Origin of the sequence: Saccharopolyspora hattusasensis, from assembly GCF_050972075.1 — a bacterium.
GTDB lineage: Bacteria > Actinomycetota > Actinomycetes > Mycobacteriales > Pseudonocardiaceae > Saccharopolyspora > Saccharopolyspora hattusasensis.
Genome location: NZ_JBPCDC010000001.1, coordinates 1390273 through 1404067 on the forward strand (window position 1 = coordinate 1390273; position 13795 = coordinate 1404067).

The following is a 13795-nucleotide window of genomic DNA, read 5'->3' on the forward strand; positions in this document are numbered from 1 at the left end:
TCAGTCTTCCGCCACACGCGCGACTGCGTCGTCCTGCCCGCTCTCCTGCCGCGCGTCGCTCACCAACCTCTCCAACACCGCCTGCTCGGCCTCGATACGCCCCGCCAACTCCTCGATCTCCGCCCGCAGAGCCCCAATACGCTCCCGCAACTCCAACTCCACACCCTCACCGGCATTCCGCGCCGACAACGCCGCCAACTCCGCCTGCCGAGATTCGGCCTGCTGCAGGGACGCCGCCAACTCCGCCTGCCGGGACTCGGCCTGCTGCAGGGACTCCCGCACCTCCGCAACCCGCAGCTGTCGCGCCAAGTGGCGCAGTTCCTCGATCCCCAGCCGCTCGCCGTACACATGCTCTGCCAACGCTATGACCGGCAACAGCCGCCTGCCGCCCACCAAACCCTTGCCGATTTTACCGACGAGCTTGCGGTAACCACCGAGGTCGTGCACCGCGTCCATACGCCCAAGCCAGCGACGTATCTCCCAGCCCCCCACAGTCCCGGGCGACCGAGGCTCGTCCTGTCCGGTCTGACGATTGACCCCCGTCAGATCGGCCACCAGGCTCCGTAGATCATCAATCGTCCGGGCATAAGAGGCGGCACCCTCCGTGCCGTCGTCGAAGCCGGCATCGATCAACACCCGGATTCGCCGCATCCACAGCGGAGCCTCGTCAAATCGGGACAGATCCGGGTCTATCTCCCCGTACAAATCCGCCAGATTCAGCATGGACTGCCGGGCATCGGCCGGCAGCTCGGTCCCGCCCCCCAGCCCGACCTCCGCCGCAAGCTTGCTCCAGTCGCCCTCAAACCGCTCAGCAATCCTCTCCACGAACGGAGTCAGGACAACGGCGTTCAGGCGCGCCTGCGACTCCGCCGGCTTCCTGACCGCCACAGACCATTCGTCCGCGAAGTCGAACAGCCTTGCCATGGCCCACTGCTCCGTCTGTTCGTCACCCTCGTCGCGCGCATTTCGCTCGATCTCTTTCAGCCAGTTCTCCTTCCTTTCCCAAAGTCTGTCGGCCTTCCAAATCGCCTCCAACGCTCCCTTCCAATCGCCGTCGACCTGACCAAGAAACTCTTGCGCTCTCCCCGCCAACAACGCCAAGTGGTACACGTCCGAAAGGGAATGGACACCGGCTTGGCCTTCGACGCCCGCAAACACGTTGGTGAGGTACTCCAACGAAATGTTCGACGACACGGGATCAAGCTGGTTGGCCAGCCACGCCAGACCATGGAACATTTCCATATCCGCCGTCTCGTCGTGCAACTTCTCTGCCAGCCGTACAACCGGGAACAGCCGCCCACCACCCACCAAATCCTCGCCGACCTCACCGACAACCCTGTCGACACCACCAAGATCGTGCACCAGATCCATCCGCTTGAGCCAGCGACGAAACGTCTTGAACCCGATGGATGGCCGAGCGTCGTCCTGGCCGGTGGAAGGATTGAACACCGGGAGCCACAGATCGGCCAGCAGGTTTTGGAGATCGTCAAACGTCCTGGCGTAGAAGTCGGCACCCTCCTTGCCGTCCTCGAAGCCGGCATCGATCAACACCCGGATCCGCCGCATCCACAGCGGAGCCTTGTCAAATCGGGACAGATGCGGGTCGATCTCCCAGTACAACCCCGCCAGATTCAGCAGGGACTGCTCGAAATCGGCCGGCAGACCAGTCCCGTCCCCCAGCCCTACCTCCGCCGCAAGCTTGCTCCAGTCGCCCTCAAACCGTTCAGCAATCCTCTCCACGAACGGAGTCATAACAACGGCGTTCAGGCGCGCCTGCGACTCCGCCGGCTTCTTGACCGCCACAGACCGAGCTTCCTCGAGCCTAGCCATCAACCCGCGGGCCCACTCCGCCATCGGTACGTCGTCTTTGTCACGCGCGGTCCTTACGAGCGCGGCCAGCCTGTCCCTCACTTGCTGCCAAGGCTTGTCGGCGTTCCACATCGCCTCCAACGCGTTCTTCGGATCGCCGTCGACCTGACCAAGGTGCTCCCGCGCCCTCCCCACCAACGACACCAGGTCACGCACATCAAGAACGTCGACGTGTTCACGGGGTAGGGCTTCGAAGCCCGCAATCATGTCGGTAAGGGACGACCACAACGACATGGTCGACGACACGGGATCAAGCTGGTTGGCAAGCCACGCCAGACCGCGCAGCATCTCCAAACCCGGCTGCTTGCCGTACAACTCCACTGCCAGCCATATGACCGGGAACAGCCGCCTGCCGCCCACATCCGCGCCGACCTCACCGACGAACTCGTGGTAACCGCCGAGGTCATGCACTACGTCCATCAGCTCAAGCCAGGGACGAATCTCGTCGAGTCGCACATCCCCGGGCGACCGAAGCTCCTGCTGTTCGGTCTCAGGGTTCAATACCGGCCCGTATGCAACGGCCACCAGGCTCCGCAGCTCACGCATCGTCCGCTGATAGAAGGCAGCACCCACCTTGCCGTCCTCGAAGCCGGCAACGATCAACACCCGGATCCGCCGCATCCACAGCGGAGCCTCGTCAAATCGGGACAGATCCGGATCAATCTCCCAGTACAACTCCGCCAGATTCAGCAGGGACTGCTTGGCATCGGCGGACAGGTCGGTCCCGTCGCCAAGTCCGACCTCCGCCGCAAGCTCGCCCCGGCCGCCCTCAAACCGCTCAGCAATCTTTGCCATGAACGGAGTCAGGACCAACTCGTTCAGGCGCGCCTGCGACTCCGCCGGCTCCTCGACCACCACAGACCGAGCTTCCTCGAACTCAACCAGCACTCCCCGGGCCCACTCCACCATCGGCTCGTCCCGCCCGGTCCTCTCGAGCGCGTCCAACCTGCCCCTCGCCCGCTGCCAAGGCAGATCGGCGTTCCACATCGCCTCCAACGCCTGCACCGGACTGACCCGCTGACCCCCAGCAGCACCGGCACCCGCACCGGCATCGGCATCGGCATCGGCATGGGCTTGAACGGAACCGAGCCGACCAAGGACCTTTCGCGCCCTGCCCGCCAACCCCACCAACTTACGCACTTCCGAACCAGACACATTCATATCGGCTCGGCCGTCGAAACCCGCCATCATGCGGGTAAGGGACACCTTCGAAATATTCGACGACACGGGATCAAGCTGACCGGCCAACCACCACAGGTCGTCTAACGTTTCCGTGTCTGGTTTCGCGCCATACAACCGCCTCGCCAGCCGCATGACCGGCAACCCGCGCCTGCCGCCCACCAGAGTGGTGAGCGGCAGGCTGTCGCCCACCACAGCCGCGTGGACCTCACCAAGACGGAGCACCACGTCCATCCGCTTGATCCAGCCACGAACCTCGTCGTCCGGCAGATCCTCCGGCTGCGGTTTCTCGCGCTGACCCGTCACATGGTCGACCGACTCCTCCAGATCCGCCACCAGCTCCCGCAGATCGCCAACCGTCCGGTCATAGAAAGCAGCACCCTGCCAGCCGTCTTCGAAACCGACGTCGATCAACACCCGGAGCAGTTTCATCCGCGACACATCCACCGCGTCCGACTGGCGCCCATCGAAACCAACATCCCACGCCAACTCCGCCAGAGACCCCAAAGCCTCCCGGAAATCACCCCTCCCAACATCCAGCCCGACCTCCCGCGCCAGCTCCTCCCTACCATCCCCAACCTCCCCCGCGATCGCGAACGGCTGAGCAAGCTCCGCCACCAACTTCTCAGACAGCGGCACCAAGCGGAACGAATCCCGGGTTTCCTGCTCCCGGCCCGCAAACTCCTGCTCATCCGGCATGGCAGCGCCCTCGTTCACCGGCGCGCGCAGGTGCACCGGGTGCGGCAATCCCAAACCACGCGGTGTTTCTGGATCGAGCGGGAACCCATCCGGCCCAAGCTCCACCGGTTCATCGACCCCCGGCAGGTGCTCCAGCACCCGGCCGGTCGGCGGTTCCTGCAGCCGCATCACACCATCCGCCGTCACCACCATCATGGTCACCATCGCGAGGGAATCACCAGTGCCTGGCCCCATCCACGTCAACCCACCCACACCATGCCGCACCCGCGAATTCAGTAGCTCCTTCAGCTCCGTCACATACGCCGGCGACACCGCACACGCGAACAACCACACCGACGCCCCAGCCTCCGGATTCCAGTTGGGTGACCGGCGGATCACACCGGCCAACGTGCGCGCATCCACCGACCGCCCTTCCACCAACACCCCACCAAGTCCATCACCACGCGCCACCACCACAAACCGGTCCCTTCGATACGGGATCCGCTGCGCAGCGCCAAGAAGAAGATCATCATCGGAATCCCCGGACCGCACGAACATGCCAGCCGGAATCACCACCCCCTGCACCGGCTCACCCAGCCCTTCCACATCATCGCCCGAAACCCCAGCCGCCCCAGCCTCCCGCAAACCCGCACCAGCAGACGAAGACGCCCCCGCACCGGACAACGCCTTGCCTCGCAACCAGCGCTCAGCCGCCTCCATCCCCGGCTGCTTCTCCTTGGCCTCGTCCAAATCCTCCTGGGTCCAGTTCCCCTGCTCCGCAAACTGCCTCGCATAGGCGACCTTGGCACGCAAATCCGGACGGAAACTTGCGGGCAACGCCGCGAAATGCGCGTCCATACGCCGGGCCACCTCCGCGAATTTCTGAATCTCCTCCGGCACAGCCCCCCGCAAGCGAACCCGCCGGCCATCGGACGATTCCGCGCCCCCCGTCAGCTCATCAGCCGTTCTCTTCTGCCCAACTCGGACTGCGTCGCTGACCAACCCGTCCAACACCGCCTGCTCAGCCTCGATACGACCCGTCAACGCCTCGATCTCCGCCCGCCGAGCCCCAATACGCTCCCGCAACGAATCGCGCTCCGCCTGTTGAGACTCGACCTGCTCCGGCAACGAATCCAACTCCGCCTGCCCATCCTCGGTCCGCTCCGGCAACGTCGCCAACTCCGTCAGCAGCGAAGACTCGGCCACCTCCAGCGCCGCCGCCAACTCCGCCTGCCGAGACTCATCCAGCTCCAGGAGCGGCTCCAACTCCGCCTTCCGAGCCATGTGCTGCTGCAGCGACTTCCGCACCTCCGTAACCCGCAGCTCCCGCGCCACGTAGTGCAGTTTCTCGATCCCCGGACGCGCGCCGTACAACTGCTCTGCCCGCGTTATGGCCGGGAACAGCCGCCTACCGCCCACCAAATCCGCGCCGACCGCACCGACAACCGCGCCGACACCACCAAGATCGTGCACCACGTCCATCCGGTCCAGCCAGCGATGAATCTCCACGTCCCCCACAGCCCCGGTCGACCCAAGACGCCGCTGCCGTCCGGTCTGAGGGTCGATCACCGGCAGATCGGCCACCAGCGCCCGAAGATCATCGACCGTCCTGGCGTAGCGGGCGGCACCCACCCTGTCGTCATCCAAGCCGGCATCGATCAACAGCCGGAGCCGCCGCATCCCCAACAAAGCGTTGTCAACGAGGAGGATCGGTTCTGTCTCCCAGTGCAACGCCGCCAAATTCAGCAGGGACTCCCGGTAATCAGCCGGCAGATTAGTTACGTCCCCAAGCCCTACCTCCGCCGCAACCGCCCTCCAGTCACCCCCAAACCCCTCAGCAATCCTCGTCACGACCGGAGTCAGGACAACGGCGTTCAGACGCGCCTGCGACTCCGCCGGCTCCCTAACCACCACAGCCCGAGCGTCCTCGAACTCAACCAGCACTCCCCGGGCCCACTCCACCGCCTGCTCGTCCCGCCCGGTCTCCACGAGCGCGGCCAGCCTGTCCTCCATCCGCTGCCAAAGCTTGTCGGCGTTCCACATCGCCTTCAACGCCTGCACCGGATCGCCGTCGACTCGACCACCGTCCTCTCGCGCGATCCCCGCCAACTCCACCAAGCGATGCACTTCCGAAGGGGAGGCCTGTCCATCCTCTCGGCCTTCGAAATCCGCCGCCATGCGGGCGAGAGACGCCGGCGAAATGTTCGACGACACGGGATCAAGCCGGCTGGCCAACCACGCCAGGCCACGCAGCGTCGCCATCCCCGGCCGCAGCGCGCCATACAACTGCTGTGCCAGCGCTATGACCGGGAAAAACCGCCTACCCCCCACCAAATCCGCGCCGACCGCATCGACAACCGCGCCAACACCACCAACGTGGTGCACAAGATCCATCCGCCAGAGCCAGCTACGAATCTCCCAGCTCGTCACAGTCCCGGGTGACCGAAGATGCTGCTGCCGTACGGCCTGAGGCTCGAACACCCGCAGATCGGCCACCAGGCTCCGAAGCTCATCGACCGTTCTGGCGTAGCGGGCGGCACCCTCCCTGCCGTCATCCAAACCGGCATCGATCAACATCCGGAGCCGCCGCATCCCCAACAAAGCGTTGTCAAAGAGGATCGGTTCTGTCTCCCAGTACAACGCCGCCAAATTCAGCAGGGACTCCCGGTAATCAGCCGGCAGATTAGATACGTCCCCAAGCCCTACCTCCGCCGCAACCGCCCTCCAGTCACCCCCAAACCCCTCAGCAATCCTCGTCACGAACGGAGTCAGGACAACGGCGTTCAGACGCGCCTGCGACTCCGCCGGCTCCGCCGGTTCCCTGACCACCACAGACCGAGCTTCCTCGAACTCAATCAGCAACCCCCGGGCCCACTGCACCGTCTGTTCCTCACGCCTGGACTCCGGGTGTGCAAGCGCGGCCAGCTTGTACCCGATTCGCTGCCAAGGCTTGTCGGCGTTCCACATCGGCTCCAACGCCTGCACCGGATCGCCGTCGACCTGACCACCGTCCTCTCGCGCGATCCCCGCCAACTCCACCAAGCGATGCACTTCCGGAAGGGAGTCCTGCCCATCCTCTCGGCCTTCGAAACCCGCCACCATGCGGGCAAGGGACGCCGGCGAAATGTTCGACGACACGGGATCAAGCCGGCTGGCCAACCACGCCAGGCCACGCAGCGTCGCCATCCCCGGCCGCCGCGCGCCATACAACTGCTGTGCCAGCGCTATAACCGGTAAAAACCGCCTACCACCCACCAAATCCGCGCCGACCGCACCGACAACAGCGCCAACACCACCAAGATCGTGCACAAGATCCATCCGCCAGAGCCAGCTACGAATCTCCCCGCTCGTCACAGTCCCGGGTGACCGAAGATGCTGCTGCCGTCCGGCCTGAAGCTCGAACACCCGCAGATCGGCCACCAGGCTCCGAAGCTCATCGACCGTTCTGGCGTAGCGGGCGGCACCCTCCCTGCCGTCATCCAAACCGGCATCGATCAACAACCGGAGCCGCCGCAACCCCAACAAAGCGTTGTCAAAGAGGATCGGTTCTGTCTCCCAGTACAACGCCGCCAAATTCAGCAGGGACTCCCGGTAATCAGCCGGCAGATTAGTTACGTCCCCAAGCCCTACCTCCGCCGCAACCGCCCTCCAGTCACCCCCAAACCCCTCAGCAATCCTCGTCACGACCGGAGTCAGGACAACGGCGTCCAGGCGCGCCTGCGACTCCGCCGGCTCCCTGACCACCACAGCCCGAGCGTCCTCGAACCCAGCCAGCAACCCCCGGGCCCACTGCACCGTCTGTGCGTCACGCCCGGGCCCCGGGATTGCAAGCGTGGCCAGCCTGCCCTCCACTCGCCGCCAACGCTTGTCGGCCTTCCACATCACCTCCAACGCCTTCTCCGCACGGACCTGCTGATCGCCATCGCCATCGGCATCGGCATCGGCTTGAACGGAATCCAGCCGACCAAGGACCAGCCGCGCCCTCTCAGCCAACGACACCAAGTCACGCACTTCCGAATCAAAGGCGCGGCCGCCTCGGCCTTCGAAGCGCGCGACCATTTTGGCAAGGGACAACAAAGAAATGTTCGACGACACGGGATCAAGCTGGCTGGCCAACCACGCCAGGCTGCGTAGCGTCGCCATGTCCGGATTTTCGCCGTATAACTGCTGTGCCAGCGTTATGACCGGGAAAAGCCGCCTACCACCCACCAAATCCGCGCCGACCGCACCGACAACCGCGCCAACACCGCCAAGATCGTGCACCACGTCCATCCGGTCCAGCCAGAGATAAATCTCCACGTCCCCCACAGCCCTGGTCGACCCAAGACGCAGCTGCCGTCCGGTCCGAGGGTCGAACACCGGCAGATCGGCCACCAGCGCCCGAAGATCATCGACCGTTCTGGCGTAGCGGGCGGCACCCTCCCTGCCGTCATCCAAACCGGCATCGATCAACAACCTGAGCCGCCGCATCACCGGCACAGCGTTGCGAAGGAGGATCGGTTCTGTGTCCCAGTGCAACGCCGCCAAATTCAGCAACGACTCCCGGTAATCAGCCGGCAGATTAGTTACGTCCCCAAGCCCTACCTCCGCCGCAACCGCCCTCCAGTCACCCCCAAACCCCTCAGCAATCCTCGTCACGAACGGAGTCAGGACAACGGCGTCCAGGAGCGCCTGCGACTTCGCCGGCTCCCTGACCACCACAGCCCGAGCTTCCTCGAACCCAACCAACCCCTGGGCCCACTGCACCAGCTTTGCGTCACGCGCGGGCCCCGGGATTGCAAACCCTGCCAGCCTGCCCGCCACTCGCCGCCAACGCTTGTCGGCCTTCCACATCGCCTCCAACGCCTTCTCCGCACGGACCTGCTGATCGCCATCGGCATCGGCATCGACTTGAACGGAATCCAGCCGACCAAGGACGTCCCGCGCCCTCCCCGCCAACTCCACCAAGTCACGCACTTCCCAATCAAAGGCGCGGGCGTCTCGGCCTTCGAACCGCGCAACCATTTTGGCAAGGGACGACAACGAAATGTTCGACGACACGGGATCAAGCTGGCTGGCCAACCACGCCAGGCTGCGCAGCGTCGCCATGTCCGGATTCTCGTCGTACAACTCGTACGCCACATACACAACCCGTAACAGTCGCCTGCCGCTCACCAAATCCGCGCCGATCTCACCGACGAGCTTGCGGTAACCACCAACGTGGTGCACAAGTTCCATCGGCTCGATCCAGCGACGAATCTCGTCGTCCGACACATTCTCCGGCCGCGGTTTCTCGCGCTGACCCGTCACATGGTTGAACACCGGCTCCGCCAGATCTGCCACCAGCTCCCGCAGATCGCCAACCGTCCGGTCATAGAAAGCAGCACCCTGCCTGCCGTCTTCGAAACCGGCGTCGATCAGCGTCCGGAGCAGTTTCATCCGCGACACATACACCGCGGCCGACTTACGCCCATCGAAACCAACATCCCACGCCAATTCCGCCAGAGACGTCAAAGCCTCCCGGAAATCATCCCTCCCAACATCCAGCCCGACCTCCCGCGCCAGCCCCTCCCAACCATCCCCACCCTCCCCCACGAACGGCCGAGCAAGCCCCGCCAACAACTCCTCACCAGGAAAAAGCAGCACGTCCGCGCGGAGTCGATGCACATCCGCCCAGAATCCCCGCATCAGATCCTCAAACGGTTCCATCTCCTCCCTGAGTCCCTGCTCCAGGACCTCGTTCTCCCGCTCCAGGACCTCAATCGCCTGCTCCTGGACATCAATCTCCCCCTCCTGGTCCTCAAACAGCGGCACCTGCGGCCTGGCAGCGCGTTCGTTCACCGGCGCGCGCAGGTGCACCGGGTGCGGCAAAAATCCCAATTCACGCGGTGTTTCCGGATCGCGCGGGAACCCATCCGGCCCAAGGTCCACCGGTTCATCGACCCCCGGGCGGTACTCCAGCACCCGGCCGGCCGACGGTTCCTGCGGCCGCATCGCACCATCCGCCATCACCGCCATGGCCACCATCGCGAGAGAATCACCAGTGCCTGGCCCAATCCACGTCAACCCACCCACACCATGCCGCACCGGCGAATTCAGTAGCTCCTTCAGCTCTTTCACATACTCCGGCGACACCGCACACGCGAGCAACCACACCGACGCCCCAGCCTCCGGATCCCAGTTGGGTGACCGGCGGATCACATCGGCCAGCGTGCCCGCATCCACCGGCCGCCCATCCACCAACACCCGACCACGTCCATCACCACGCGCCACCACCACAAACCGGTCACGCCGAGACGAGATCCGCTGCGCAGCAAGAAGAATGAGATCATCATCGGAAAGCCCGGACCGCAGGAACAAGCCGGCCTGGATCGCACGGGGCTCCTGCCGCAGCACGCTCTGGAAAGCACCGGCAACATCATGCAGACCGGTGGCCGCATCCCGCTCAGCGGTCCCGCCTGAACCGCTGTCATCGCTGCGGCCCACCCCCACCCTGGGCGCCTCGCTGCGCGACTCCGGCAACTCGACGGCCCGAACAATCGTCCTCAATGGACCATTCGCGTCCGGATCCCCCGTCGACACATCACGGGCGACGGATTCCAGACCCGACCGCAACTCCTCCAGACGCAGCACCTGCCGCCCGTCCTCCACAGCCCAGCGCCGCACGTTCACCGGTCCCCGGAAACGCGCGGCCTCCGCCATCGCCGCCCGCAAATCCGGCCGGTAGTCATCCGGCAAGTCCGCCATATCCGCGGCAATCCGGTCATACGCACTCCACAACCCGGACAGCGCCGAATTGATCCGGTCCGACACCCACCGCGAACCCACCTCCCGCAACATCCCGGGTTCCGGCGCAACAGCAACGAGTTGGGTCGCGAGGCTTCGGATGTCCTCATGCGACACCCGTGCGCCAGCGCGCAAACCGAGGAAGTCACGAACAACACTCCGCAGGTTCTCTGGACCCACCCCCGTCGCCCGCAAGCCCGCATTAGCGTCCTCCAACGCACCGGCCACCCGCCGGGCGTGCCGCACATCCGCCACGTCCAGATCCGCGGCGCTACGCACATCGGCAAGCACCGACGCCAACGCGCCGAAACGAACGATCCGACGCCGATCAGCGTCGCCCAGCGCACCATCCCCAGCCACACCCAGCTCGTCGCGGCCGAACCGCCGGACCAACTCATCGGCCAGCATCAACGGATCCACAGGCGCAAGATAGGCCGCCTCTGCCACGGCCTGAATCTGCGCGGCCAGCTCCATAGCATGGGTCTGGAGCTGCTCCAGCCGATCCGCCACCAGCGCATCCGCCGGCCGCAACAGCACCAGGCCGCTCTCCATATCCCGGAATACCTGCGCACCGGCAACCGACGCTATCCCGTCGGCCAGTACCCGCAGATCCCCCCGGTACCAACTCGGCAACGACGCCAAATCCCACGTCATCCGCGCCACAGCACCCCGCCGCAACGCAACCACCGCGCCCTCGACACGTTCAGTCACCGCGCGGCGCTCAAACCTCCAGGCCCGCTCCAGACTCTCCCACGTCACCACCCCCTGACGTGCCTGCGACATCATCAGATCGGCCAGATGACGCACATCGTCGTCAGTCACCGGACGCGCAACAGCGCCCCCGACCTGACCCTCCGCGCCGGGACCCGCCGCCCACAACTCAACCACCGACCGCAGATACTCGGCCAGCCTCGCTTCGTCCAGATCGGCAGGCATCGGACCCAGCCGGTCGTCCACACCCTGCACCCGCAACCCCCGCAGGCGCGGCCACAGCAGATCAAAGTCCGCGGCCTGCCGCACCTGATCCAGAGTCGGCCGGTCGCCATCTCTGTCCATCGCCAACCGCGCAACGATGGCCAACTCCTGCCACACCCGATCCACAGTGGTGCGCAGGTTCTGCCGATCCCGTGCCGAATACCGTGAATCCACACCAACCGCTTGGGCCACAGCGCGTACGCCACCGTGCTCCTCCGCCAACGCCACCAGCGCGGCCACGGCAGGATCGCTCACATCGACGCTCGCCTCCTGGATCAGCCATTCACCGGTGATCTGGAGATCACCCAACGAGCTCAAACGAGAACGGTCGGTCGGCCGCCAATGCGTCCCCCTCTCCTCCCGGACGTTAGCCCGGAAAACATCGACACGAGCCAGCAAGCCCCTCCGGTTGTTCGCCTCCAGCCGCACACGATTGGCCACCAACCGGCCGGCAATGGACTCCAGAGCACCCAGCACCACAAGGCCGGGGAGCTCCACAGGCGCCGTCTGCGCGCGCCAAACACTCTGCAAGCTTTCGAAGGTGGCCCCACGCCAACGATCCCTCGCGATTTCGACGAGCTCCACCAGCATCTGCACGTCCGCATCCGACACCGGCCGTCTGTCAGCCGGGTTGAAGTCCCGCACCATCTGCCGCACATGATCGATCGTGACGCTCTCGCCAACATCCGGATAGCGGCGCCGAACCGCGTCGAACAAACGACGAACGTCACGCAAGTCCGAGAAAGCCGCTATCCGCGGCAATTCGGCAGGAGACGGATCTTCACCCGGGTCCCTGCCGAACACGTCCAACATCAGCCGGGCGATATTGACCAAACGCTGCTCATAATTGGGCACCCACCGCGGACTGAACCGCCGGAAGCCCCGCTCCTGATGATGCAACCCGATCGCTTCGGCCAACTGAGCCCGGCCACCCGCGATAGCCTCGTAATACTCCAACACACCGCGCGCCTCCTCCGCACGGTCCACTTCAACCGGACCCGTCGCACCATCCGCGCGACTTTCCCCGCCAACCCCCGGACGACCGCTAGGCCCGGCCACCGCACCTGAGCCCGCCGAATCCGTTTCATCCGAATCGAACTGCCACCCTCCCGAGGTCGCCTGTGAAACCACGTCGCTCTGTACCGAGACGGCACCACCATCCACAGCAGACTCCGCGGCGGGCATCGTCCCTTCCGCCGGCTCCGTCTCTGCGCTCAAGCGATCAAGCCGCCCCGGCGACTCTGCCGGGGCCGCCTCGCCAAAGACCCTCCCAGTACCACCGGTCGCCACATCACCCGGCACACGCGTCATGGAGTCCGACAGCGTGTCCCCAACGGTCTCCGACCCCGGATCGTCAGCGGACTCCGACCGCGTGTCCCTACCCGGGGCCGGCCCCGCGCCCGCACCTGGTCGTCCCGCTGCCCGATCCTCCGTAAGCCGAGACTCCGACGCGCCCGAATCCGACGACGACTCCGACGAGTCGTCAGCCAAGAACTCCTCATCAAACGGCGCTCCACGACCACCGGACCCCCGTGATCCACTGGAACGGTACAACGATGCAGACTGCTCCCGAGCCTCGCGAGCAGTTTCCGTCTGGGCCGTAGACACCGTCTGCCGATCGGCCGGAGTGGTCCCCGGTTCGGGACCACTCCGACGAACCGATCCCCGATCGGTTTCCCCGCCGCGCTCGGCGGTTTCCCCGCCAGTGGTCTCCGGACGATCGGCTTCCCGCACGTCTGCTCGGTCGCCCGAGGACCTGGCTACCCGGTAGTTCTCCGCGTCGACCGCCGAGGCTGCCGGAGCGTCCGAGTCCCGCGACACCAGGCGCTGCATGGCGCGTTTGTGACCGTCCTCGCCGAGCACCATGCGCAGAACCGCGTCCAGTGTGTCCCCGGTATTCGCCAGGAACGCGTCCCGCACCTCCTGGACGGCGGCCGGATCCCCGCGCAGCGCACCCAGCTCACGCAGCACGGCACTCTCCTCGACGGGCTCCCGCGACAGCAGGTGATCCAACGTCCGCGCCCGGCGCTGCGGGCCCGGCACCAGCACATCCGGACGCAGTCCCTGCGAAATCGCGATTTCCTCGATCCGCCACAGGCTCCGTGGCAGGAACGCCCCTTGCTTGCCCGTCATCAACCCGTCATCGGGTATGTAGGAGTTCTGCGAGCTGTGCGGCCGGCCGGTATCGGTGTCGATGGGCATCGGCGGATCGGCCCGGTTGAACAACAGCCGGTCATCGGCCTTCGGACGCTCCTGGAGATCCCCGACCTGGCCCGCGCGCAACCGCTGGAGGAAATCGGGCGTGAGCCCCAGGTGGAGACCGACCGTC

1 protein-coding gene (cut by a window edge) is annotated in these 13795 nt (G+C 65.5%); it reads right to left on the reverse strand.

The features are described 5' to 3' along the window. On the reverse strand, positions 1 to 13795 hold the end of the coding sequence (locus tag ACRXBZ_RS05730) for a WXG100-like domain-containing protein (RefSeq protein ID WP_433878132.1). It continues 28946 nt past the right edge of the window; 13795 of the gene's 42741 nt are visible here — the last part of the coding sequence; the start codon falls outside the window, past its right edge; the stop codon is at positions 1 to 3.